Genomic DNA, 25,113 nt, shown 5'->3' with positions numbered 1-25,113 from the left:
TCGGGAATGACAGGGAGCGGCCATTAGACTCCCGAGGAGCGCGAAAGCTCCATCAACTCTTCGGTGATTTGTTCTTGCCGCAATTGCCGGTGGCGGGCCGTAAGCTCATCGAGCGTCTTACGTACATTGCTGCGCGCCGAGCTCATCGCCTGCATGCGCGCGAAATTCTCCGATGCGAAAGAAAGGAGCGTCGCCTCGCAGAGTTCCGCAAAGACATATTCTTCCGCAAGCTCGGATAAGAGCAGCGGCGGCGACAGATTGAATATGGGCGGCGCGCGATTGCTCGCCGCCGGGAAGCGGGCGAGATCGAGCGGGATGAGCGGGCGCGTCACGATGTCCAGCCCGGAAACAACCGAGGGCGCCATATGCACGAGCGTCACATGCGTCCTCTCGCCTGAGGCGACCTCCTCATAGAGCGCGTCAGCAATGCGTTCGGCGACCGCCGGCGCATCGACGGCGTGAGCGGCCATCGGCGTCGACCATGCGACCGTCACGCCATGCTCGATCGCGCTCGCCTTTCCCTTCTGCCCCACGACATAGAATGACGCTGGTGATCCCGCGCGCGTCGCGGCGCGCAGCACGCGTTCATCGAAAGCGCCGACAAATCCCTGTTCGGAGCAGAAAGCCAGGACGATGTGCTTCGGTGCGGCAGGAGGCGTCACTGGCTCATTGGGCGCACATACCAACGCAGTCTGAATCGCCTCGCCCACGGCATGCGCATAGGAACGCACGCCATCGAGACTCTTCTGCGCCTCGCGGCTGCGCGCCGCGGCGAGTCCGCGCATGGCGGTAAAAACTGTTTCCAGCTGACGCGTGGCGGCGATGCGCTTGCCGATATCGGCCAGCTGGTCGCTGCTCATGCCGGCGCCTCGGTACTGGCTGCGCCCGTTTCCGCCGCGAGGGCTCGCGCGACGAGAAGCAGCGCGGCGCGAGTCTCGTCGGCGAGCGCCGCGCCTGATCGGCAAGCGGCGACCGTCTCGGGCGCGTCCCTGTCGAGACGCTCAGGAAGATGCTCGCGAAATTGCCAGATCGCCGCCGGCGTCAAAGGATCCAGAACGCCGGCTTCGAGCGCCACGAGGAGGGCGACCTGATCGGCTTGCCGCAGCAGCTCGAATCTTGGTTGCGTCAGCAAAGCGCGGATCTTTTGCCCGCGTATGATCTCGTTGCGAACGAGGCCGGTTGAAACGCCGCCAAACCGGCTGAACAGCTCCAATTCGAGAAATTGGGAATATTGCAGCCGCAGCCGCGCCGAAGCCTGCTTGAGCGCCGGCGGCTGCGCCTTGCCGCCCACGCGGCTGACGCTCAAGCCGACATCGACGGCAGGGCGCTGATTTGCCGCGAAGAGGCGCGAGTCGAGAACGATCTGACCGTCGGTGATGGATATGAGATTGGTTGGGATATAGGCCGAAAGATTGCCGGCCTCCGTCTCGGCGATGGGGAGCGCGGTCAGCGAGCCGCCGCCCTTGGCCTTTGAGAGCTTGGCGGCGCGTTCGAGGAGGCGCGCATGGAGGTAAAAAATATCGCCAGGATAGGCTTCGCGTCCTGGCGGCTCGCGCGTGAGCAGGGCCAGCTCGCGATGGGTGGCGGCATGTTTGGTCAGGTCGTCTATGATGACGAGCGCATGGCTGCCACGATCGCGAAAATACTCCGCCATGGTGATGCCGGCGAAGGGCGCGATCCATTGGAGGCCGGGCGCGCTGGAGGCGGCGGCCACGACGAATATCGTGCGCTCGATCGCGCCGCGGGCCCGCACAGAGTCGATGGCGCGCTCGACAGCCGTCGCCCTTTGTCCGATGGCCACATAAATGCAAATTACATCGGAATGTTTCTGATTGAGGATGGCGTCGATGGCGATCGCCGTCTTGCCGGTCGCGCGATCGCCGAGGATGAGCTCGCGTTGGCCGCGGCCGATCGGAAACATCGAGTCGATGACAAGCAGGCCGGTCTCGACGGGCTCTGTGACAAGATCGCGATCGTAAATCGCGGGGGCGTTGCGCTCTACGGGGTGATAGCTCTCTGCGAGGATCGGGCCGGCGTTGTCGAGCGGTCGTCCAAGCGGGTCGATGACCCGGCCAAGAAGACCAGGACCGACCGGGGCACTCGCCGTCTCGCCGAGGCCCGCGACTTTCGTGCCCGCTTCCACGCTCTCGGCCTCGTCGAGCAACACCACGCCGACGCGGTCCACGTCGAGCGTGGTGGCGAATCCGAGGCTTCCATTTTCGAAGCGCAGCAGTTCATTCAGCCGCGCCTGAGGCAGGCCTGAGACGAAGGCCACGCCATCGGCGAAGCTTTCGACGCGGCCGATCTGCGCGATGCTTGGCTCGAGCGCGATTCCCGCCAGACGGTTGCGCCGCTCCTCGAGCCAGGCGACCCAAGGGTCGATTATCGGCGCGGGCTCATTTTGCATCGTCACTGTCCAGCGACGCCGCAATGCGGGCGAGGTCGGCGCTCAGGCTGTTGCGGACCGACGTATGGCGGTTTTCGAGCTCCAACCCGGCGATGAGCGAGGGGTCGCTCTCGACGGAGAAGTCGATCGGCCGACCGAACGCCGTCTCCAAAGCGCGGCGGCAGTCGGCTTCCTCCTGAGGGGTCAAAGCCCGTGGCGCCTTGAGCCGGGCGTCTCCCTCCTCAAAATCGAGCTTTGCTTCCGGCGGCAACTGAGTTGCGGTCCGCGCCAAACCCTCGATAAAACCGGAGACGAGGCTCGATGGCGGAAGACGCTCAAGGGCGCGCTTCGCAATGTCGATGGCCAGCGCACCGGCGTGTTTCATTTGCGCCTTGCGCGAAAACGCGGCGTCGCGCGCCGCCTCGGCTCGAGCGTCCGCGCGCAGATGATCGGCGTCGACGCGCGCGGCCGCAAGCAAGGCTTCCTTTCTGGCTTCCGTCTCCTTCTCGGCCGCCGCCAAAGCGGCGGAACGACGCTCGGCGAGATCGGCAAGGGCGGCTTTTTCTTCATCGCGCGCCGCCTCGGCGGCGGATTTCGCCTGTTCGGCTTCATCGAGAAGCCGCGCGGCCGTCGCTTTGCGCTCGGCGATGACATTGGCAATCGGCTTGAAGAGGAAATAGGCCAATAGCCAAATCAGCACCAACGCATTGATGGTCTGCAGCGAAAGCGTCCACCAATCGATGCGCATGTTTCGACGCGCCTATTTCACAAAAGGATTGGCGAAGAGAAGCAGCAACGCGACGACTAGGCAGTAGATCGCCATGGTCTCGATCATGGCGAGGCCAACGAAAAGCGTGCGTGACAAAACGCCTGCGGCCTCGGGCTGCCGCGCAATGGCTTCCATGGCCGCGGCGACGGCCTTGCCTTCTGCCAAGGCGGGGCCGATCGCGCCGAAGGAGACCGCGATCGCGGCGGCCAGAACGCTTATATTTTCAATTTGATCCATGTTGCGCTCCGTCAGAGCCCTGCGCAGCGTCCGTCTCGGGGGCGATGGCCGCCGCTGTAAATACCATTGCGAGCGTTGCAAAAATATAAGCCTGCACCGCTCCCGTCAGCAGGTCGAGCGCCATCAAGGGAATGGGCACGAGGAGGCCGGCGAGCGACAGAACAATGCCGATGACGAAGACGCCGCTCATGACATTGCCGAAGAGGCGCACGATCAGCGAAAAGCTGCGCGTGATCTGCTCGACGAGATTGAGAGGAACCATGAAGAGGCTCGGCTCCGCAAAAGTCTTCAGATAGCCCCAAAGACCTTGCGTTCTGAGACCGTGGTAGATTGTCGCGGCGAAAACCACGAGCGCGAGCGCCGCATCTGTCTCCAGACGCGCAGTGGGCGGCTCGACGCCGGGAATGAGCGCAGACCAATTGGCGAGAAGAATGAAAAGAAAGATCGTTCCGAACAAAGCGCGATAGGGATCGGGCGCGACCCGCATCGTGTCGCGCACTTGGGAATCGAGCGTATCGACGATCAATTCGAGGAAGGCTTGAATGTTTCCAGGCCGCAGAGTGAGACGCCGCGTCGCCAGCGCGCTTGCCGCAACGAGGAAGGCCATCAGCGCCCAGGTGGTGACAACCGGCGTTGCGATGGGAATAGGGCCGAGATGAAAAGCGATCTCGGTTTCGAGCGGCGAGCCGATCATGGCCCGTCTCCGATGCGCTTTATCAAGAGGCGTCGCGCCGCAAGGAGCCCCGCCGCGCCAGCAAGGAGCGCGAGGGCGCCGATTTGAACAAGGCCGAAAAGAGTCAGCGCCAGCAGCCCAAGCCTCGCTGCGAACAGAAACAGCGCGCCCGCAGTGGCGCCGCGGTCCATCAGCAGAACATTCCACCACAGGGCGGAGAAATAGCCATAGCCCACGGCCGCGCCAACCACGGCCCCGATGCATAGCTGGAGCGTCAATGAAATGACCGGGAGGTGCATCGATAGAGTCATTGGCGGGACATCCATTTCCAGGCAAGCCATAGTCCAAGCGCGGCGCCCAGCATGACAAGCGGGGCCGAGAAGAAGACGCCGGAGTGCATCGTTTTGTCCAGCCAACGGCCGGCGAAGAGCCCGAGCAGGGCAGGCGTGACGATTGTCCAGCCGAGGACGCCCATCTGTCCAAGGCGCCTCCCGAAGGAGGGCTCGGGGTTGTCGTGAAGCTCCCGCTCGCGCGTCGCGGCCTTGCGCGCGGCCTCCGCCAGCCTTTCTGTCGAGCGCGAAGGGCTTGGCTCGTTCATTCGTCATCTCCTTGGCCGTCGCTCAGGATCGACTCCGACAAGCCAGCCGGCCGCAAATAACGGATGAGCTGCCGGACGGCGTAAGCGTGCAGCCGCATCTGGTCGACGCGGGCGTGGCTCTCGATGCTGGCCCGCGCGGCCGCATCGGCGCGCACTTCCGCTTCCAGCTTCTGCAATTCGTCTCCGAGCACGCCGCGCCGGCAGGCGACGCGCACCTGCAGACCATCCTTGACGCTCATCACGCCGCCGCGCACGGCGCAATAACGTTCCATTTCATTCTCTCGCCAGCGCAGCACGCAAGGGGAAAGCGTCGTTACGAAATCCGCGTGTCCCGGCAATATCCCGAAGCCCCCGCTGGCGTCTTCGCCGCGCAGCGACGTGACGCCCGATGCGTCGACGAGCAACTGGGTCGGCGTGGAAATGACAAGCTGAAGCGACCGGCTCACGATGACGCTCCATCATTCGAGCTGGCGGGCGCCTCGGCCCGACCGTTCGTCGAATGCGCTCTTTCGCGCGCTTCATCGAGCGAGCCGATCATGTAGAAGGCGCTTTCCGGCCAGTCGTCGCATGTGCCGCTGAGAATGGCGTCGCAGCCCGCGATCGTCTCCGCGACCGCCACCGACCGCCCCGGCATGCCCGTGAAATTTTCCGTCACCACGAAAGGCTGGGTGAGGAAGCGTTGCAGTCTGCGCGCGCGCCCGACGAGCCTGCGGTCTTCGACGCTCAGCTCGTCGACGCCCAGCAAGGCGATGACGTCCTGAAGCTCGCGATAGTGCTCGATGACCCGCCGCGTATCGGTGGCGACGCGCGCATGCTCGTCGCCGACCACAAGCGGGTCGAGCAGGACAGACGAAGACAGGATGGGGTCGATGGCTGGATACATGCCTTCTGCCGCCATCTGGCGCGACAGCATGACCATGCTGTCGACATGCGACGCGATCGCCGTGACCGCGGGGTCCGTGAAATCGTCGGCGGGCACATAGACGGCCTCGATCGCCGTGACGGCCACGTCCCCGACCGAAGCGATGCGCTCCTGCAGATTGGCGACCTCGCTCGCGAGCGTCGGCTGATAGCCGACGCGCGAAGGCATGCGCCCGAGAAGCCCGGAAACTTCCGCGCCCGCCTGCACGAAGCGAAACACATTGTCCATCAGCAGGAGCACGTTTTGCCGCCGCTCGTCGCGAAAGAACTCGGCGATGGTCAGCGCCGTCAGCGGCGCGCGCCATCTTGCGCCCGGAGGCTCGTTCATCTGGCCATAGACGAGGACGCTGCGGTCGAGAACGCCATAGCGCCGCATGTCGAGCAGCATCTCATGGCCCTCGCGCGACCGCTCGCCGACGCCGGCGAACACAGAGATGCCCTGGTAGCGGGCGATCATGGCGTTGATCAGCTCCATGACCAGTACGGTCTTGCCGACCCCGGCGCCGCCGAACATCGCCGCCTTGCCGCCATGGGCGAGCGGCGTCAGCAGGTCGATCGCCTTGACGCCCGTTGAAAAAATTTGCGTTCCTCGGCTTTGTCGGGCGAGCGCCGGCGGCGCCCGATGAATGGGCCGGCGCGGCGCGTCCGCCGGAAGCGGCGGCCCGTCGTCCGCGACCCCGCCCGTGACGTCGATCAAACGTCCGAGCACCGCCTCGCCGACGGGGGCTTCGACCGGGCGGCCGGTCGCGACCACCTTGCGTCCGCGCTGCAAGCCGATGGTCGAGCGCAGGGCGATCGCCCGCACATGGCCCTCGTCGACATGGGCTTGCACTTCCGCAAGAATGTCTTCGCCGTCGCCGCGCTCGATGAGCACGGCTTCGTTAATCGCCGGCAGGGCCGGGGCCGGAAAGGAAATCTCGACAATGGCGCCGCGAACCGCCGCGACTTTCCCGACCGGGCGGCGATCATGGATCGGTTCAAGCTGCGCAATTGGTCCGCTTTCCCCCAAGAGAAAACCTTTCAGCCTGCCGCCAGACGAACCGACCCCATGCGCCCTTGCGTTGCGAAACGCGGCGCTGAGCATACTTGAGAACCTGGGACGTGACCCGAGTTTTTGCATCCCAGCGACGAATATACGCGCGAGAGGCATTATGACGAAAAACGTGGCTTTCGTTAAGAGCGACGTTACCTTGCGATGGCCTGTAGCGGGGCGGGGAGACGTCTCCCTCGGATGGATGCGGCAAAATGACTATGCTCGATAAGCTTCCCTGCAAGGGGGAATGACCGCCAAACTGGCCGCCACCCGGTGGCGCTTCGTGGGGAAGTGATTTCATCATGGCTCAATCCAACGACAAACCCAGAGCACATTTCGATATCGGCTATTTCCTTTTTGCGCTCACGGCGATCCTCGTTCTGCAGCAGCTTCTGGAGACATACACCCGCACAGACGTCGTCGCTTACAGCGAATTCTACGACATGCTGCGCGAAGGAAAGATCGCGGAGGTCGAGGTCGGCGACAAGGCTGTGCGCGCCACGCTGAAAAAGCCGATGGCCGACGGGCGCAAGGACGTCATCGCCGTCCGCGTCGATCCGAATTTCGCCCAGGAGCTGGAAGCCGCGAAGGTGAAATACACCGGCGCCGTGGAGCACACATGGATTTCGATGATTCTTTCCTGGATTCTGCCGGCGACGATCTTCTTCCTGATCTGGAGCTACTTTTCACGACGTCTAGGCCAGGGGCTCGGCTCGATCATGTCCGTCGGCCAGAGCAAGGCGAAGATATTCATCGAAAAGGATATCAAGATTGGCTTTCGCGACGTCGCCGGGGTGGATGAAGCCAAGGAAGAGCTTCAGGAGATCGTGGCCTTTCTCAAAGACCCGGCGACCTATGGCCGGCTCGGCGCGCATGTTCCCAAGGGCATCCTGCTCGTCGGCCCGCCAGGAACCGGCAAGACCCTGCTTGCCCGTGCAGTGGCCGGTGAGGCAGCCGTTCCTTTCTTCTCCATCAACGGCTCGGAGTTCGTCGAAATGTTCGTCGGCGTCGGCGCCGCGCGCGTTCGCGATCTCTTTGCACAGGCGCGCGCGACGGCGCCCTGCATTATTTTCATCGACGAACTGGATGCGCTCGGCCGCGCCAGAGGAATTTCCGGCCTGAGCGGCGGCCATGACGAGAAAGAGCAAACGCTCAACCAGCTTTTGAGCGAGCTCGACGGCTTCGATCCGACGATTGGCGTCGTGCTGCTCGCCGCGACAAATCGGCCGGAGGTGCTCGACCCGGCGCTTTTGCGCGCCGGGCGCTTCGACCGTCAGATTTCGGTCGACCGGCCCGACAAGAATGGCCGCGTCGCCATTCTTCAGGTCCATTTGGCGAAAATTAAATTGGCCAGCGATGTGGACGCCGGACAAATCGCGGCGATGACCCCTGGGTTCACGGGCGCCGACATCGCCAATCTGGTGAACGAGGCGGCAATGCTGGCGACGCGGCGTAAGGCCGAGTCGGTTTCGGCCGCCGATTTCACCGCTGCGATCGAGCGCGTTCTGGCCGGCCCCGAGAAGCGTAAGCGAATCCTCAATCCGCGAGAGCGCCGTATCGTGGCCTATCACGAGATGGGCCATGCAATTGTCGCTATGGCGCTGCCGGACGTCGATCCAATCAAGAAAGTGTCGATCATCCCCCGCGGCCTCGGCGCACTCGGTTATACGATGCAAATGCCAACAGAAGACCGCTATCTGATGACCCGCACGGAGCTCCTCCACCGCATGACCGTTCTGCTCGGCGGCAGAGCGGCGGAAATGCTCGTTTTCCAAGAGGCGACCACCGGCGCCGCCGACGATCTGCAACGCGCAACGGAGATGGCGCGCGCCATGGTCACGCGCTACGGCATGGAAGAAGAGATCGGGCGCGCGTCATTCGTCGTCGAACGACCGCGTTACCTCGACCTGCAGGGTCTCGGTCCGCAGCAATCGGACATGAGCGACGAAACCAGCGCAAGGATCGACGAAGCGATCGGCCGCCTTGTCGAAGAGGCTTTCGAACGGGCGACCGACGTCCTGAGTGCTTGCGCATCCGTGCATCGGGAGTCGGCGGAGCGCCTGCTCGAAACGGAAACTTTCGGCGAAGAGGATTTGGCGGCGCTGTCAGCCCGCGTGAAAGCGGTGGTTTTGACGCAGGGTCCTGCGCATGTCGGCGCGGGCCATGCGACCGAATGAGAGATTAACTCAAAACCAACTTTAATTTGAATCGGTTTGTGCAGCGCGGCGATTGCTAACAAGCAAATGTCTACGACTAAAACTCCTTGCAGTATTTCATCTTGCGCGCGTTCTGGCGCGCCAAAGAAGATTATCGGAAATGCCGATCAGCGCGCTGATCAGAATAGATCAAAAACAGTTCCTCCAGACGCAAGACGTCCACTTTGCGATCGCACAAACTGACTCACAATTTGGGATTCGAAGGCGCTGAGCAGCAGTAGTCGCCGAGTTCGTCGTTGCATCTCTCATGTTGGCGCATCGGCGCAGTTACATCGGCGACAGACGAGCGCGGCGCCCGCGAGCCTAAGAGTCTTTTTGCATTGTCTTGATGGAGCCGGCCCGCAACAGGAGGGCGCAAGGCTTCCACGGAGGGCTGGAATGAAGCTTCGCACGCAAGTCGTCCACTCTGGGTCGCACGCAGCTCACACGGTTATTTTGTCAGGGAAAAAGGCCACTTTGGATGCAGGCCACGCGGCGCGCGTCGCATTGGCTCTCCAGGCCGATAAGGTTGCTGTTTACGAGCGGCAGGGCGACGACCTTATTCTTGTGTTGACGAATGGCGAGTGGATTCGCCTGAATAACTTTTTCAAAGACGACGCGGACGGCCGTCCCGTCTTGTTGCTAGAAAAAACCGACTGCGCAGACGCCAAAGTTGAGGGCGCAGACGGCCGTTATATTGAAGTCCTGTTCAGGGACGACCGCCAAGGCATCCTTCAGCCCATTCTTCCAGAGGATTCATGCGGACGAGTCCTCGACCAGACGGCGCCGGAAGAAGCCGGCGGATTGCCTGATATTGGGCTCTTGCCTTTGGCGCTGCTCGGCGCCGGCGGCGCGGCGGCTGGCGTTGCGGCGGCGGGCGGCGGCGGCAATGGCGGCGGCGCATATCCTTTGGCTTGGATTCCGCCGGCGACGTCTCCAGCGCCGGCGGCGCCGTCGTTGAATCTCTCGGACGCCAACGGCCGGCCGGAAGTCGCGGGAACAGCGGCGCCGGGCGCGACGGTCACGGTGACCTGGCCCGACGGCTCTACGTCCGTAACGAAGGCGGACGCGTCTGGCCATTACACGGCGGAATCGCTGACGGTTCAGCCGAACGGCGCGGTGACAGCGGTGGGGACAAGCGCGACCGGCGCTGCGAGTCCGTCGGCGACGGCAATCTATACGGACACAACGCCCCCGGCGGCGCCGACTCTTGCCGTCGCAGACGCTAACCACAACGGCCGGCCGGAGGCCACGGGAACGGCCGAGCCCGGCTCCACCGTAACGCTGACCTGGCCCGATGGAACGACATCTCCCGTGACGGCGGACGCCACGGGTCAATACACAGTCGAGGCGCCGACAGTGCAGCCGACCGGCCCGGTGACGGCGGCGGCGACGGACATCAACGGCAATGTGGGCCCGGCCGCCTCGACGATCTTTATCGATCCGCCGACGCTCGCCGTGTCTGACGCCAACGCCAACGGACTGCCGGAAGCGGCGGGCGTGGCGGGGCCCGGCTCGACGGTGACGGTGACTTGGCCCGACGGCTCGACCTCCACCACGACTGTGGACGCCGCCGGTCAATATGCGGTCGAGGCGTCCACAGTGCAGCCGAGCGGGCTGGTGACGGCGACGGCGACGGACCTCAACGAGACCACCACGGTCATCGAGAGCTTCACCGACAATGTCGGGACGCAGCAGGGGAACTATGCGAGTTGGGACGACGACGCGTCGCCGGTTCTGAACGGAACGCTCTCTGCGCCGCTCGCGCCGGGCGAGGCGCTGCGCGTCTATGAGGGCGCGACGCTCATTGGGACGGCGACGGTCTCGGGGACGGGCTGGACGCTGGCGCTCTCCGGCCTCTCGGAGGGAACGCACAGCTACACGGCCGTCGTCGCCGACGCGGCGGGCAATGAGGGGACGCCTTCGGCTTCCTTCGCGGTGGCGGTCGACACGACTCCGCCGGCGACCACCACCCTCATCGAGAGCTTCACCGACAATGTCGGCACGCAGCAGGGGAGCTATGCGAGCGGGACGGCGACGGACGACGCGTCGCCGGTGCTGAATGGAACGCTGTCCGCGCCGCTGGCGCCGGGCGAGGCGCTGCGCGTCTATGAGGGCGCGACGCTGGTCGGGACGGCGAACGTCTCCGGGACAGGCTGGACGCTGGCGCTCTCCAGCCTCTCGGAGGGAACGCACAGCTACACGGCGGTCGTCGCCGACGCCGCGGGCAATGAGGGGACGACGTCGTCGCCCTTCGCTGTGGCGGTCGATACGACGGCGCCTTCAGGCACGGTCCTCATCGATCTTGCGAGCGCCAGCGACACTAGCGCGAGTAGCACCGACAACATAACCGCCCTCTCGACGCCGGCAGTCGCGGTGTATGTCGGCGGCGTCAATGCGGCGGACGCTACCTCGATCGAGGCTGGTCAAACGACCCTCAGCCTGTGGGACGACGCGAATGACAACAACGTCATTGACGCGGGCGAGCGGGTGCTCGTCAGCGACTATAATTTCAGCGGTGAGTTTGCCGGTTCGTCAGCGGCCGTGAATTTTACGCTGCCGTCTCTCCCGGATCACACATACAACCTGAAAGGGGAAATGACCGACCTGGTGGGGAATTCGACGGCGGGGTACCTCGACAGCTCGAGCATATCCGGAAACGTGCTCACGATCGCGACCAAAGCGTTTACCACGGCAAATGGCGCTAATTCGGCGCAGTCTTACGACGGTCTTGGCTTCGCGGCGAGCGCGGCGGGGGATTTCAACGGCGATGGATATGTAGACTATGCGGTTTCGGGGCCGCACGACCACTATGGCGAGACAGTCGGGGGCGCATCCGAACTCTATGTCATTTACGGCTCCGCAAATGGTTTGCCGTCGGCCAGCGACGTCGACAGCTTTTCGGCTTCGAAGGCGCTGCATATCACTGGAAGCGGCATTTTCGGAGACGCCGACATACAGGGCCTGCAAGTAGAGGGCCTCGGCGACCTGAATGGCGACCGCTTTAGCGATCTTCTGGTGACATCGAACCTGAACGACGGCGCATTCGTCATCTGGGGGCGCGCGGCGGCGACGGGGACGATCAGCCTCGGCTCGATGGAAACAAACGCGACAAGCGACGGCTTCGCGATCCACGGCGCCTATTCCAACTGGTTCGGCTCTGCTGGTGGCGGAGTCGACTTCAACAGCGACGGCTATGCCGATCTGCTATTGAGCGACGCCAAGGGCTATGGGGCCGAGGCCTCTCCCGCCGGTGCGGCTGGCGCGGGGGCGGCGTATATTCTTTATGGTCACGCGGGCGGCGGGCCGTCGGTGTGGACTAATCTCACCGGGAACGAGAACGGTCTATACGACGCGGTGACGAACACTCAGTTGGCGGCCGGCGCCCAGACCATGATCGGGACGAACGAGCTGACTGCGAGCCACTTCGGCGGCAAGTTGCAGAATGTCGGCGATGTTAATGGCGACGGCATTTCGGATGTCGTCGTCACCGATCCGCAACTCGACGCAAATGGCGTCGACTCGGGCGCTGCCTATCTCGTGTTTGGCCAGCAGGGCGGCCTCGCCTCGGACGTGAACATTACCACTCTGCTTTCCTCCGGACAGGCCATTCGTCTCAACGGCGGCCAGGCTGGCGAAGACCTTGGCGGCGTACAGACGGACCACGGCAATAATGGCTCGGCCGACGCCTGGTTGTCGGGCGAGGGCAACACTGTCGCCGCTTTGGGCGATATCAATGGCGACGGCATTGGCGACTTCGCGGTTGGCTCTCCCGAATGGGGCGACAGCGCGACCGATGGTTTCGCGCCCGGGCGCGTTTACGTGATCTACGGCAGCCAGTCGGGGTGGGCGTCGGGTTCGATTGCGACCGAGGCGAGCGGGACTTCAGGTTTCACGCTCAACAGCAGCCTGTCGACCACCACTACGAATGGATGGCTCGGCTTCGACATTCGCGGCGCCGGCGACGTCAATGGCGACGGCGTCGATGATTTCCTGATCGGCGCGCCAGGAACCGACGCGGGCGCGACCGATCGTGGCAGCGCCTATCTGGTTTACGGCTCCGCTGTCGGAGGCCTTGCTGGCGGCGACCTTGAATCGATGGTCTTGAGCGGCGCGGCCGAGCGCCTTGATGGCCAGGCTGCCGGAGCCCTTCTGGGCGTCAGCACCGCTGTCGGTGACTGGAACGGCGACGGCATAAGCGATTTTTCCATCGGCGCCTGGGGGGCCAACACCAGCGCGGGCGAATTCTACAGCTTCCTGGGCTCGACAAGCGACCTCACCCAATCTTTCACAGTCGGCAATGATACGCTGGTTGCGGGAGGCGCGACGATCGGCGCGGCGGCCATCGTGAATGGCGTTGACCAGATCAGCGGCGGTCTGGGCAACGATACGATAACCGGCATCGGCGCGGACACGACCGGCACGACTGCAACCAGCATTTTGCACGACGTTGCCTATGGCGGGCAGGGCAATGACGGGATCCACCTCATCGGTCTCAACATCACGCGCGTCGATGGCGGCGAGGGTATCGATACATTGGCGCTGGACGGGTCTGGTCTGGTTCTGGACCTCGGAGCCTACGGCGACAGGGTGCAAGGCTTCGAGAAATTTGACCTGGGCGTCGGCAATGAACTCGACATCCGTTTTTCCGATGTCCTGAGCGAGCCCGAAGCAGCGTCTAGGCTCGGACATATGGAGATCGCGGGTGGCCCAGGGTCGACTGTGAACCTCATCGATGGCGGAGGAATTTGGTCCGCTACGGGCACGCAGACGGTGGGGTCCGCGACGTTCGAGGTCTATCACAATAGCATGCTGGACGCCTCGCACACATTCGGCGACGTCTGGATCCAGCAAGGGATTGTGGTCGTCTGAAATAGAGGCGGGGCCGAGATCATGTTTTGGGCCCCCTCACATCCCGTAGGGCGAGAACATGCTTTCGTCGATGCTCCGCGCACGCGGATGCAGCGCGAGTAGAGCTGTATTCGGTGCAGTGAAGTTTTTTCTTGGAGAATTTTGCTTGAAACGGCACGTCGGGCCGCCGCGCTCCATAAGGCAATTTGTACGAGTTCCGCTCGATTGGTTCGGTGTCATTCCCGACATTCGCAAAGCGAGCGATCGGGAATCCAGAGCAAAACCAGTGCTTTTGTGGCTCTGGATTCCCGGTTGGGCTTTCAGCCCGCCGGGAATGACAAGCGCCCATCGGGGCTGTTCAAACGGAAATGGTATTATACCGCCGCTTGAACAGCTTGTATCCGGCTTCGTCATTCCCGACGGGCCAGAGGCCCGATCGGGAATCCGGAACCAAGGTATCGCGTGTTCTGCTTTGGATTCCCGATCGCTCGCTTTGCGAGCGTCGGGAGTGAGTGGGCGCCTTTTTACCTGTCTTCTTGCGGCGGTCATTTTACACAGCTGTTCGAGTGTCGGGAACGACACGCCGTCCGAGATGGCCGCCGAAGTTGTGACGCGCCCGGTGGCGAGCAAGAAGGTCATCGCCACAATTCATACGCCAATTCGCAGTATCCCTACACGCGTACGACCGACGCAGGCGTGGGGCTGCGGCTTGTTGCGCCGACCTTCGTGGGCTTGAGCAATTTCAAGCGTGTCGAGGCGGCTCACCTCCAAGCCGACAGCGCGCAATGGGCGGCGGAGACGGCCGTTCGCAAGGCGGTGGAGGATGTCCGCGCGTTTCAGGACAAGGCGCCGACCTTGCGCAGCCAGGCGACCATTCTGGAGGCGCAGCTTCGCAAAGCCAAGGCCCTGCGTAAACTCTATGAAGATCAGTTCTTGCTCGGAGAACGCACGCTCATCGACCTCGCATCGGTTCAGGGGGACGTCTATCGCATCGAACGCAACGGCGCTGAAGCGCGCTATGCGATCTCCGATTTGCAATATTCAGCGGCGAGCGCACTCGGCAGGCTTCTGCAATTGTTGGACATTGCTGCAGAGGGGCCGCAGAAATGACCGAGCCGGAGAAGGTTCAGCCAATCAAGTTTGCGGACTCCGAGCAGGACCCCTTGCTGAAAGGGCTGCTTCTGCTCTGCCAGCTCTACAAGCGCCTCGGAATTAACGGCGGGTCTGCCGCTCGACGGCGGGCGCCTTACGCCAGATCTGCTCAGGCGCGCGGGCGCCCGCGTGGATCTCGACGTTCAGGTCCGGCGCAAGGAGATCAGCTCGATTGTCTCGGGCTTTTTGCCCCTGCTTCTCCTGATGAAGGACGGCTCCGTGGCCGCGCTTCTCAGCGTCAAGGACGGCAAGGCGAAGATCGTTTTGCCCGAGTTGGCCGCGCGCGAAATGTTGGTCCCAGTCGAGAGTCTGATGGCGCGCCATAGCGGCCTCGTCGTCCTCGCCGCTCCTCTGGCGCGGCGTGACTCGCGCGCCGACGGGTTTGGCGACGAGCCGGACAAACACTGGTTCTGGGACGAGATCAAGCGCTACTGGCCGAATTTTCTGGAAAAGCCTTTGCGGCGGGGATCGCCAATCTCCTCGCGATTGCAACCTCACTGTTCGCTAAGCAGGTCTATGACCGTGTTGTGCCAAATCTGTCCTTTGCGACCTTGTGGGTGCTCGCCCTCGGCGTCGGTCTCGCGATTGTCCTCGAGACCGTCATGAGGATCTTGCGCGCGCATCTGTTGGACATTGCCGGCCGTCGGTTGGACCTCACGCTCTCGTCCAGAATTTTCGAAAGGGCGCTCGGCCTGCGGTTGGAGGCCCGGCCCCGATCGGTTGGCTCCTTCGCCAGCCAGGTCAAAGAAATGGACGCGGTGCGCGAATTCTTCACGTCGGCGACGATCGGCGCCCTGAGCGACATCCCCTTCCTTGTCTTGTTCATAGTGGTTGTCGCCTATATCGGCGGACCGGTCGCGATCGTCCTTGCCTGCGCCGTCCCGGTTATTGTCGTGCCGGGCGTCGTCGCGCAATGGCCGATTTCCGAGCTGTCGCAACAGCATTTGCGCGAGGGCGCGGTTCGCCATGGTTTGCTCATGGAGGCGCTCTCTGGCATCGAAACGGTGAAATCGACACAAGCAGAAGGGCGCTTTCAGCGGTTGTGGGAAGAATATACCGCATTGCTCGCTCAAAACGGCGTGCGCATGCGAACCATCTCCAGCCTGCTGATGTTTTCAGCGACCGCCGTTCAGCAAATCGCCTATGTGCTGGTGATGGTCGTCGGCGTCTATCGGATCGCCGATGGCGACATGACGGTCGGCGCCTTGCTCGCCTGTTCGATCCTCTCGTCGCGGACGATTGCGCCGCTGACGCAGTTTGCCGGCATCTTTGCCCGCTGGCAGCATATGCGCGCCGCGCTCAACAGCCTCGATGCGTTGATGGACTCGCCGGTCGACCGGCCGGCGGGCAGACGATTTGTTCACAGGCCGCGGCTTTCGGGGAATTACCGCTTCGAAAACGTCGCTTTCGCCTATGACAAAGACAGCAATCCAGCGCTGCAGATTCCAACGCTCTCATTCGACGCCGGCACATCCACCGCTCTGCTCGGCGCCAATGGATCGGGGAAGTCGACGCTGCTGAAGATCATGGCGGGGCTCTATCATCCCCAGCAGGGGCAACTGCTGCTCGACGGCGCGGAGATCAGGCAGATCGACCCGGCGGATGTGCGAAAATCCGTCGCCTATCTGCCGCAGGATGTCCGGCTGTTCCACGGAACCTTGCGCGACAATCTCCGCCTCGGGCTCGAGACGAAGCAAGATGAGGAATTGCTGGAAGCCTTGGCTTTCGTCGGAGCGGAGAGCCTTGTCCAGGAACATCCTCTTGGCCTCGACCGGATGATCACCGAAGGCGGCGGTGGCGTCTCCGGGGGGCAGCGGCAGTCGGTCGGCCTGGCTCGCATCTGGCTGCGTGATCCGCGAATTGTCCTGCTCGATGAGCCGACTGCCGCGATAGATCACGCCTTGGAGCTCGTGTTGATCAACCGCATCAAGGAATGGGCGGTTGGCCGCACCTTCGTCGTCGCCACCCATCGCCAGCCGGTGCTCGCGCTAACGCAGCGCGCCATCGTGCTCAATGGAGGCCGCCCGGCCGCGCATGGGCCTGTCGAAGGCGTGCTTGCAGCGCTTGCTTCCAACCGCGCCGCTGGCCAGAACCGGAACCAACGGCCTACAAGGGAAGCCGAGTGATGGACGCAAAACGTGCCGGCGCCAATGCGGCCTCCCTGATAGCCGCCGCGATGGGGGATGACGCCTCCGGCGCCTACCGAATGTCACGATCTCTTCTGTGGATCACGGCGCTTGTCCTTGTCGTCTTTTTCATCTGGGCCGCGAATGCGCCACTGGATGAGGTGACAAATGGCGCCGGAAAGCTCGAGCCTTTGAGCCGGAGCCAGGTGATCCAGAGCCTGCAGGGCGGAATCCTCGAATCTCTTGCTGTTCAGGAAGGCGAGGAAGTTGCCGTTGGCCAGAAGCTCGCCGTCATCGAAGACACGCAGTTCCGCGCCGCTTATCAGGATCTCGACGGTCAGACGATCGCCCTGAAGGCGGCGTTGAGTCGGCTTTATGCGGAGCTGAGCGGCGCAAATCACATTGATTTCGATCGCGACGTAAAGGCGAACGACGGCGTCATTCGGGGCGAGATGAGCCTGTTCAACGCAAGGCGGCAACATTTTTCGGAAGCCGTCTCATCTCTGGAAGAACGCATCCAACTGACCTCGCGACAGCTCGAGCTGCTCAAGCCCATGGTGGAGCGGGGGGCTTCGAGCAGATTAAAACAAATCGAATTGGAGCGGACGCTGGCCGATCTGAAGGGACAACTCGCAGAAGCCCGCAATTCTTATTTTCAGGAAATTAATGACCAGATCACCAAAAAGAGCGCGGAGCTCGCGAGTCTGACTCAGCAGCGCGAACAGAAACGCGATGCGCTCACGCATGCCGTGCTGAAATCGCCGGTGCGCGGCATCGTCAAGAATTTGAAAGTAACGACCCGGGGCGGCGTCGTCTCTCCGGGCGAGACCATCATGGAAATCGTGCCGCTTGACGACCAGCTTTATGTCGAGGCCGAGATCCGTCCCCAGGACGTTGCGTTCCTGCACACGGGCCAGCGCGCCACCGTCAAAATTACGGCCTATGATTACACGATCTATGGCATGCTCACCGGAGAGCTGGTGTTCATAAGCGCGGACACCATCAAGGATGAGACGCGAAAAGACGCCGAACCTTATTATAGGGTTCGCGTGCTCACCGATACGGCTGCATTGCAGGGCCCGGACGGCCCGCTCCCGATCAAGCCCGGGATGGTCGCCGACGTCAGTATTCAGACAGGCAAGAAGACGGTGCTCGACTATCTGCTCAAACCCATCCTGAAAGGGCAAGAGGCGCTACACGAACGTTGACGCGTAGCGCCGCTCTCTCCGTGCTCTCTTCAGTGCGTAGCGCCGAAGGTTTGAACCGCTTGCTGGCACGCCTTCTCGCAGCTCCGACAAGCATCCGCGCAGATACGGCAATGCTCATGCGATTGTGCGTGTTTCTGGCATTCGTCGGCACACAGGCGGCAAGCGAGGACGCAGTTTTCCAGCGTCGAACGGATGAGCTCCTCATTGCTTCCCGTGCGGCGCGTTGCGATCGACCCCGCGGCGAAACAAATGTCCGCGCAATCGAGGTTGAGGCGGATGCACTGCTTGAGGCGAGCGACTTCTTGCTCCCCGGTGCAAGCGTCGGCGCAGGAAATGCAGCTTTGGCCGCAGTCGTAGCATTCCTCGATGGCGCGGATGAGCGCCTGATTGGTCTGCCCCTTTACGTCGGGATGCGTCCCGATGATCTCCTGAGTATGCATGAGCCTTCTCCGCCGATTGAGACGCCAGAACAACACTGCCAATGCGAAATTGTTTCCAGCAGCGCTTACGTTGTAGGCATGGCTGGAAGGGTGGCCTACTGACGGATTTAAAACCAAGAGCTGCTCGGCAAGATTTTATACCCGGATATGTAGAGCTGCCAGGAAGCGACCATCTACGGCGCGGGATTTCCTTTGCGACCCTCCGATCAACGAGTTCGCGCCAAGCGCGACCATGACGCTTGACACTAGGGAGACTTCGGCCATTTTAGAGCGCCATGGCGTGGGGACAGATATACTTTGGGAGCTTTCGGCGCGCTTTTGTCGCTTGCGTCGTGCTATCTGTATTCCTGTTTCAGCTCCCTTCGTTAGCGGGTGCGACAAAGCTGTCCGGCGTCGTCGGTCTTCATGCATCCTCCGAAGTCGGGGCCTTGTGCCTCAACGGCGATAACGCCGGCCCGGCCCATGACGATAGCAGTCATTCCAAATGTTGTGACCATTGTCTGGCGGGCGCCCGCATCGCGCCTGTTCTGGCGCTCGCCGTCACTTGCCTCGCTATCTTGGATTTTCACCCCGAAAAGCAGGTTATTTTTCCCGGCGTCTTCGACGAACCTAGGCCTATCCCGGGTAGGTTGAATAGCTGGTCACCTCGCGCCCCACCTTCCTTCTCCTGATCAACCGAACGCAGCCAGAGAGTCTGCGCGTTAATCATTTCGGTCGAGCGGCCGGTAGCGCCGTCAAGGGAGAAGTAACGTGTTTTCAACCGTTTCGTCGAGCGGCGACCTGCCGCGTGTTTCTGTTGGGGGGCTTTTTTCGCTCCGCGAAGTTTTCCTTTCCAGCCAGGGAGACCTTCTTCGCTACCTCACCCGAAAGGTGGGGGCCACCGATGCGCCAGACCTGCTTCAAGAAACCTTTGTACGGGTCGTCCGACTGGAAAAGCCGGAGAGGATCAACGATCCGCCGGCGTTCCTAAAAACAATCGCAACCAATTTGGCGCGCGATTTCGTCCGCCGCCGTAGGACCGAAGCTAACTACATACAATTTAGCGACTATTTGGTGGAAGCGCCGTCTGCGGATGCGCCGGCTGACGAACGTGTGGATTATGAACGCAAATCCCGCCTCCTCGACGCGGCTGTCAGCTCTTTGCCGCCGCGTTGCCGCGAGGTTTTCAAGCTTCATACCTATGAAGACGTTCCTCTTCAGGAGATTGCGCGGAGGTTGGAGATCTCCGACAGAATGGTGCGCAAACATCTCAGCCTGGCTTTCCGGACATGCCGCGCCGCCCTCAGAGATTCTTTGGAGTGAAACCTCCGCATAAGAAAAAATTTCTCCGGCGAGGTTCCCTTTTCTCGATCTGATACGTCCTAGGAGGTTGGAGCAAACTATAACTCACGCCGTCGATGATGGGCATCCAGGGGGGCCTGATGGAGGTTCAGCGTCCGGTATCTCGTCTGTTACGCATAAAAAAGATCAACCGCGCGGTGACTGTTTCCGGTCTGCGAACGAGGATCGAAGCGATGCTGAGATTAATTCAAAGGGCGATATTTTGGTTGCTATTCACTCTCGCGGCGCTCGGCGGCGTCGAAGGGGCCGCAGCGAAAGATCTGCCCGTCGCCATCACCTTCGGATTGATGGCGGACGGGAAGGAAGTCGGCTGTGGGGCGCCGCTTGCCAATCTCGGCGGCGGCCATCTGCAGGCCAAGCTCCGTGAGGCGCGCTTTTATGTTTATGGCGTCAAGCTCATTGACGCCAAGGGCACACGCACGCCCGTCGCTCTGACGCAAAATGAATGGCAGTACGGCGATGTCGCCCTGCTCGATTTCAAAGACGCGCGCGGCGGCAACGCACCCTGCACGGAGAGCAATCCGGCTAAGAATGCAAGGATCTCCGGAACCGCGCCACGTCACGCCTATGTCGGGCTGGAATTCTCCGTCGGCGCGCCTGTGGAGACGATCGTCGACGGCAAGCCCGTCTCCATCAACCATTCCAACGTCGAGACTGCGCCGCCGCCTCTCGATATCGCCGGCATGGCGTGGAATTGGCAGGCTGGGCGCCGATTCCTCGTATTCGAAGTCGATACGCCGTCTCCCATTATCAAAGCAGACGGTTCCAAGACCAGGACTTGGACGGTCCATCTCGGCTCGACTGGTTGCAAGGGGAATCCGGCCACGGGCGAAATCGTTTCCTGTGCGCACGAGAATCGTTTCACTGTGGCCTTCGACCATTTCGACCCGAAAACGCAGCGCGTCGAGTTCGACCTCGCTCGACTCTTCGAAAGCAGCGATCTTCTCGTCGATAAGGGTGGTGCGGTCGGCTGCATGAGCGGGCTCGATGATCCGGAATGCCCCGCGATTTTCGCCGCGCTCGGCCTCAATCTCACGGGCGCCGAAGGGACGGGCGAGGCCGGCAAACAAACGAAGCCAGGCGTTTCCCCGGTCTTCAAGAGCGGCCCGGCGAAGGTGGCAGGGGGCAAGCAATGAGGCGCGGGCCGCTTTTCGCGATTGCCGTGTTGAGTCTCGCCGCGGCGTCGCCCGCGGCGGCCGAGCCCGCCAAACAATCCGGCTGGCAATGGGAACTGCCCAATTATGTTCCGCCGCCGCGTGTCCCGGCCGACAATCCGATGTCGGAGGAGAAGTTCCAGCTCGGCAGGCGCCTGTTCTACGACAAGCGCTTGTCTGGGAACGGAACAATTTCATGCAGCTCCTGCCATCTGCAGGAGCGCGCCTTCACTGACGGGCGAGCGCTCAGTGTCGGCTCAACCGGCGAGAACACGCCACGAAACGCTCCCTCGATTGTGAACTCCGGCTGGCATGGCACGCTGACCTGGGCCAATCCGGCGCTGGTGACGCTCGAGCGGCAGATGACGAACCCGTTGTTGGGCGAGCGGCCGATCGAAATGGGCGTGAATGACGCGAATAAGGATGAGATCCTTGCTCGTTTTCGCGCCGATTCGGATTATCGGAAATGGTTCAAGGAGGCGTTTCCCGAAAAGGCCGATCCGATCACTTTGGAGACCATCGTCAAGGCGATTTCCGCATTCGAACGCGGAGTCGTGTCGTTCAACAGCCGTTACGATCAATATCTGCAAGGCAAGCTCAAGTTGGGCGAGGCCGAGCAACGGGGGCATGATCTCTATTTTGGCGAGAAGGCGGAGTGCCACCACTGCCACGGCAGCGTGAATTTCAATGATCAGTTTGTTCACGTGAAGACACGCGAGGCTGAGACGCCGTTCCACAACACCGGGCTTTACAACATCGACGGCAAGGGCGGCTATCCCGATCCGAACCGAGGTCTCTTCGACATAACCGCCGATCCTGACGACATGGGCAAGTTTCGCGCGCCCAGTCTGCGGAATATCGCTTTGACGGGCCCTTACATGCATGACGGGACCGTCGCGACATTGGAAGACGTCATCGAAATCTATTCGCAGGGGGGCCGCAAGATCGAGAAGGGGCGCAACGCTGGCGAGGGACAAGCCAGCCCGCTCAAAAGTGGCCTGATCGTCAAGATCGATCTGACGCCACAGGAAAAGGCCGATCTCGTGGCATTTCTGAAAACCCTCACAGATGACACGCTTCTCACCTCCGCGAGATTCTCGGATCCATGGAAAAAGGCGGCGGCGTCGAATTAGCAACAGGGCGCACGCCTCGTTGATCGAGGCGTCGCCTACCTCCACCAAAGCAACGCGACAGGGGGCGTTGCTGTTGAAGGAATTGAGCATGCCCCTATGAACATTGCGAAGCGACTGATAAAATTTCCCAATGAAAAAGCCGCCTCGCCGGCGGTTTCATTCGGCTTGCTGGCTAGCGCGGCAATATGCTCGAACATTATCGGGCCTCCCGCTGCTCTTGCACAGCTTTCGGTCTCCCAGGCGCAGCCCGGAGAGAGCCTCATTCAAACTCTATCGGATTGGCAGATCTGCTTTGCGCGAGGCTCCGCACGGGACCGCGCGGTCGCCCTTGCCGCTTGCGACCGGATAAGCGCGTCGCAGGAATCTCTTCCTCCAGACCTGTTGCAGAAAGCGCGTGATCGTTTAGAGCGTCGACGCCGGATGATCTTGGAGGGAACCGACCCCGCGCCCAACCCGGACGCAACCGCGTCAAGCAAGAAGTAAAACTTGGCTTTTCCCCTCACGGTCAACGAAGGCCCCGGAAACGCCAAAGTCCTCCGCCGCCTGCCGTAATGCAGGGTCGGAGCGCTTCATCATGGCGAGCGTACCTGCCTCATCGAAGGCCGGCAGGCTGGACGAGTGCTTGACATTGTGGGCCAGCACGTGACCGAGACAATCGGGAGCGAAATGCCCGTTCGCTTCCGTCGAACGCCTGCCACTGCCTGCCGGATAGCGTCTCGCGCGGTTAAGATGCGCCATGAGCGCCTTCTGCCAAGTCAGCTTTTAGGCGATCACTGCCGCATCCGCGCCTTGCGTCGGAGCGGCGTAGCGATCCTCGACATTCTTCCGTTTTCGGGGCGGCGCTGTCGCTTTGGATGCAGGGGACTCGCTTGATTTCGACAGGCCTTCCGTCGCGCGGCAGTTCGGCGTTATCCGCCTGCTCAAGGTTGGATCGCTAGAAGAGCAAAGCGCGGGCCGCGTATAGATCAGCGGCGAGCCGCATAATAGCGGGCGCGCGCGGCCCAGGGTCCAAGCGGCGGGCAAATCCGTTGGAAGCGAAAAGCCCGCAATCAGCGCGGCCCTCAGGAAGGAACTGTGGACGATTTCAGGAAATATGGCGCCATGGGCGGTGCACTGTATATTAACTTGAACTCGGTCGTGGCGGCGACTGATTCGCCCCTCGCTCGAGACCTCAGCCGAAGGAAGTAATCCTTGGCTTGGGACCGGAGCGGGAGGCTGCGCCCTTGGCGTCAACTGGCCGCAAAGCCTTGCGCGAGAATAAGTTGGGGCCTTTATGGGAGCTGCTGGCGCGAAGACGAAGGGCGCAGCCTGTTTCGCGATCATCCTTTCGACCCTGTCGGCGGGATGCGCCGTCGGCCCCGACTTCGCCACGCCACAGGCGCCGATCGCCGACGCCTGGATTGAATGGCGGAACAAATCACTCAAGAGCGGTCCTGCGGAATATCGGGACTGGTGGCGGGTATTCCACGATCCGGTCCTCAACCGACTTATTGATATCGCCTACGCCCAGAACCTAACGCTGCTGAGCGCGGGGACGAAAGTGCTCCAGGCGCGCGCAGAGCTGGGCGTCGCGATCGGAGAATTATTTCCGCAAAAACAAGCGGTTTCCATCTCGACGTCGTACAATCGCTCGAGCAATGCGACGACGCCGTCGCAAGGCGGCAACTCCTCCACGCTCGGAAATTTCTGGGCGGACAACTGGGCGGCTTCGCTCGTTTGGGAGGTCGATTTCTGGGGGAAATTCCGGCGCGGCGTCGAATCCGCGGACGCCACTTATCTCGCCTCGATTGCGAGCTACGACGACGTGCTCGTCACGCTGCTCGCCGACGTCGCGCAGACCTATATCGGCATTCGCACCCTCGAACGCCAAATCATCATCGCCCGCGAAAATATCACGCGTCAGCGCCAGGCGGTCCGCATTGCGCGCGATCGCTACAAGGGCGGCGCCGCCACGATGCTCGACGTCCACCAGGCGGAAAATGTGCTTGCGACGACCGAGGCGACCGTTCCGCAACTGACGCTCCAGTTGCGCACGGGACAAAACGCTTTGGCGGTGCTGCTTGGCATGGCGCCGGGCGAGGTGAACGCTCTGCTCGCCCCTTCCACGGGCAAGATTCCGACCGCCCCGGAGAAGGTGGTGGTGGGCGTTCCGGCGGATCTGCTGCGCCGAAGACCAGATATTCGCGCCGCCGAATTGAAGGCGGCGGCGCAAAGCGCGCAGATCGGCGTGGCGCAGGCGGAACTTTATCCGGCGATCAGCATCACCGGGGGCTTCGGCGGGCTCGCCTCGACGGCCAGCGGACATAATCTGGCGCAGGCGTTCCACCCCATTGGTCGAATGTTCACCGTCGGGCCGTCGTTCAGGTGGAACTTGCTCAATTACGGCCAGATCACCAATAATGTGCGTCTCCAGGACGCGACTCTGCAGCAGTATCTGGTCGACTATCAGAACGCTGTGCTCGTGGCGCAGCAACAAGTCGAAAACGGCATCTCCAAATTCACCCTGTCCAGGTCGCAGGCGCGCTATCTGGCGCGCAGCGTCTCGGAGGCGCGCGGCGCCGTCGACGTCTCGCTGCTGCAATACGAGCAGGGAACGCAAGATTTCACGACGGTCCTGACCTCGGAAGAAAATCTTCTCTCCGCGGAGAACAACCTAGCCGCGGCGAACGGCAATGTGGCGACCGGGCTCGTCGCCGTCTTCCGCGGTCTTGGCGGCGGCTGGCAGATCCGCGAAGGCCGGGGCTTCGTGAACGAGGCCACCGCTCGCGAGATGCGCAGCCGGACAAATTGGGGCGACTTGCTTTCGCCCGAGGGAGAAACGCCGCCGCCGGATCCCGGCTTGCCTGGGCCCGAGGACCGAGGCCCCACAATCCGCCTGCCGGAATGGTGAGGGCGA

Annotated in this window: 22 protein-coding genes; 9 read left to right on the top strand and 13 right to left on the bottom strand. The window is 62.3% G+C overall.

The features are described from left to right. Positions 1-23: 23 nt before the first annotated feature. From OGR47_RS15385 to atpD, 9 genes are read right to left on the bottom strand one after another with little or no spacing between them, the layout of a single operon-like run. Positions 24-860, bottom strand: a complete 837-nt coding sequence (locus OGR47_RS15385; RefSeq protein ID WP_165054452.1) for a F0F1 ATP synthase subunit gamma — start codon at positions 858-860, stop codon at positions 24-26. Further along, positions 857-2,407: a F0F1 ATP synthase subunit alpha gene (locus OGR47_RS15380; protein WP_165054455.1), complete on the bottom strand. Its 1,551-nt coding sequence runs from the start codon at positions 2,405-2,407 to the stop codon at positions 857-859. Before OGR47_RS15380 ends, OGR47_RS15385 begins: the two co-directional genes overlap by 4 nt. Then, positions 2,397-3,134: a F0F1 ATP synthase subunit B gene (locus OGR47_RS15375; protein WP_165054458.1), complete on the bottom strand. Its 738-nt coding sequence runs from the start codon at positions 3,132-3,134 to the stop codon at positions 2,397-2,399. Before OGR47_RS15375 ends, OGR47_RS15380 begins: the two co-directional genes overlap by 11 nt. Positions 3,135-3,146: 12 nt before the next feature. Beyond that, on the bottom strand, positions 3,147-3,392 hold the full coding sequence (locus tag OGR47_RS15370; RefSeq protein WP_165054461.1) for a F0F1 ATP synthase subunit C: 246 nt from the start codon (positions 3,390-3,392) through the stop codon (positions 3,147-3,149). Continuing rightward, on the bottom strand, positions 3,379-4,086 hold the full coding sequence (locus OGR47_RS15365; protein ID WP_165054464.1) for a F0F1 ATP synthase subunit A: 708 nt from the start codon (positions 4,084-4,086) through the stop codon (positions 3,379-3,381). Before OGR47_RS15365 ends, OGR47_RS15370 begins: the two co-directional genes overlap by 14 nt. Further along, positions 4,083-4,376, bottom strand: a complete 294-nt coding sequence (locus OGR47_RS15360; protein ID WP_246729774.1) for an ATP synthase subunit I — start codon at positions 4,374-4,376, stop codon at positions 4,083-4,085. The genes OGR47_RS15365 and OGR47_RS15360 overlap by 4 nt, the downstream gene beginning before the upstream one ends. Beyond that, on the bottom strand, positions 4,373-4,663 hold the full coding sequence (locus OGR47_RS15355; RefSeq protein WP_165054467.1) for an AtpZ/AtpI family protein: 291 nt from the start codon (positions 4,661-4,663) through the stop codon (positions 4,373-4,375). Before OGR47_RS15355 ends, OGR47_RS15360 begins: the two co-directional genes overlap by 4 nt. Further along, complete coding sequence (locus OGR47_RS15350) at positions 4,660-5,109, bottom strand: F0F1 ATP synthase subunit epsilon (RefSeq protein ID WP_165054470.1); 450 nt, start codon at positions 5,107-5,109, stop codon at positions 4,660-4,662. Before OGR47_RS15350 ends, OGR47_RS15355 begins: the two co-directional genes overlap by 4 nt. After that, positions 5,106-6,668: a F0F1 ATP synthase subunit beta gene (gene atpD / locus OGR47_RS15345; RefSeq protein ID WP_165054473.1), complete on the bottom strand. Its 1,563-nt coding sequence runs from the start codon at positions 6,666-6,668 to the stop codon at positions 5,106-5,108. Before atpD ends, OGR47_RS15350 begins: the two co-directional genes overlap by 4 nt. Positions 6,669-6,919: 251 nt before the next feature. On the opposite strand from atpD, the gene ftsH reads away from it, so the two are divergent. After that, positions 6,920-8,794, top strand: coding sequence for an ATP-dependent zinc metalloprotease FtsH (ftsH, locus tag OGR47_RS15340; RefSeq protein WP_165054476.1), 1,875 nt, complete (start codon positions 6,920-6,922; stop codon positions 8,792-8,794). 417 nt (positions 8,795-9,211) lie between these two features. Beyond that, complete coding sequence (locus OGR47_RS15335) at positions 9,212-13,684, top strand: Ig-like domain-containing protein (RefSeq protein ID WP_165054479.1); 4,473 nt, start codon at positions 9,212-9,214, stop codon at positions 13,682-13,684. Positions 13,685-13,720: 36 nt separating this feature from the next. Here OGR47_RS15335 and OGR47_RS15330 read toward each other — a convergent pair whose 3' ends face one another. After that, on the bottom strand, positions 13,721-14,302 hold the full coding sequence (locus OGR47_RS15330) for a hypothetical protein (protein ID WP_267270088.1): 582 nt from the start codon (positions 14,300-14,302) through the stop codon (positions 13,721-13,723). 57 nt (positions 14,303-14,359) lie between these two features. Here OGR47_RS15330 and OGR47_RS15325 point away from each other — a divergent pair, with 57 nt between their 5' ends. Beyond that, positions 14,360-14,773, top strand: coding sequence for a TolC family protein (locus tag OGR47_RS15325; RefSeq protein ID WP_246729775.1), 414 nt, complete (start codon positions 14,360-14,362; stop codon positions 14,771-14,773). Positions 14,774-14,875: 102 nt separating this feature from the next. Here the strand turns inward: OGR47_RS15325 and OGR47_RS15320 are convergent, their stop codons facing one another. Continuing rightward, positions 14,876-15,220 (bottom strand): hypothetical protein, encoded by a 345-nt coding sequence (locus OGR47_RS15320; protein WP_165054484.1) that lies wholly within the window; start codon positions 15,218-15,220, stop codon positions 14,876-14,878. Between OGR47_RS15320 and OGR47_RS15315 the strand changes: the two genes are divergently transcribed. Next, positions 15,220-16,941, top strand: coding sequence for a type I secretion system permease/ATPase (locus OGR47_RS15315; RefSeq protein ID WP_165054583.1), 1,722 nt, complete (start codon positions 15,220-15,222; stop codon positions 16,939-16,941). The genes OGR47_RS15320 and OGR47_RS15315 overlap by 1 nt on opposite strands. Further along, the gene (locus OGR47_RS15310) at positions 16,941-18,149 is read left to right on the top strand and encodes an HlyD family type I secretion periplasmic adaptor subunit (RefSeq protein ID WP_165054487.1); all 1,209 of its coding nucleotides are present in this window, start codon (positions 16,941-16,943) and stop codon (positions 18,147-18,149) included. The genes OGR47_RS15315 and OGR47_RS15310 overlap by 1 nt, the downstream gene beginning before the upstream one ends. A gap of 29 nt (positions 18,150-18,178) precedes the next feature. Here the strand turns inward: OGR47_RS15310 and OGR47_RS15305 are convergent, their stop codons facing one another. Continuing rightward, positions 18,179-18,589 (bottom strand): four-helix bundle copper-binding protein, encoded by a 411-nt coding sequence (locus tag OGR47_RS15305; RefSeq protein WP_165054489.1) that lies wholly within the window; start codon positions 18,587-18,589, stop codon positions 18,179-18,181. A 750-nt stretch (positions 18,590-19,339) separates the two neighbouring features. Between OGR47_RS15305 and OGR47_RS15300 the strand changes: the two genes are divergently transcribed. From OGR47_RS15300 to OGR47_RS15290, 3 genes are all read left to right on the top strand, one after another. Next, complete coding sequence (locus OGR47_RS15300; protein WP_165054492.1) at positions 19,340-19,891, top strand: RNA polymerase sigma factor; 552 nt, start codon at positions 19,340-19,342, stop codon at positions 19,889-19,891. A gap of 245 nt (positions 19,892-20,136) precedes the next feature. After that, entirely contained in the window at positions 20,137-21,066 is a 930-nt protein-coding gene (locus tag OGR47_RS15295) for an MbnP family copper-binding protein (RefSeq protein ID WP_267270087.1), read from the top strand. Beyond that, positions 21,063-22,217, top strand: a complete 1,155-nt coding sequence (locus OGR47_RS15290) for a methanobactin export MATE transporter MbnM (protein WP_165054497.1) — start codon at positions 21,063-21,065, stop codon at positions 22,215-22,217. The genes OGR47_RS15295 and OGR47_RS15290 overlap by 4 nt, the downstream gene beginning before the upstream one ends. A gap of 468 nt (positions 22,218-22,685) precedes the next feature. Here the strand turns inward: OGR47_RS15290 and OGR47_RS15285 are convergent, their stop codons facing one another. Beyond that, positions 22,686-22,955, bottom strand: coding sequence for a hypothetical protein (locus OGR47_RS15285; protein WP_165054499.1), 270 nt, complete (start codon positions 22,953-22,955; stop codon positions 22,686-22,688). 535 nt (positions 22,956-23,490) lie between these two features. Here OGR47_RS15285 and OGR47_RS15280 point away from each other — a divergent pair. Continuing rightward, positions 23,491-25,107 (top strand): efflux transporter outer membrane subunit, encoded by a 1,617-nt coding sequence (locus OGR47_RS15280; RefSeq protein ID WP_165054502.1) that lies wholly within the window; start codon positions 23,491-23,493, stop codon positions 25,105-25,107. The last annotated feature ends 6 nt before the right edge of the window (positions 25,108-25,113 follow it).

This window comes from Methylocystis sp. MJC1, from assembly GCF_026427715.1.
Classification (GTDB): Bacteria; Pseudomonadota; Alphaproteobacteria; order Rhizobiales; family Beijerinckiaceae; genus Methylocystis.
The sequence above is the reverse complement of the archived record's forward strand: the minus strand, read 5'-3'. Positions and strand labels throughout refer to the sequence as shown.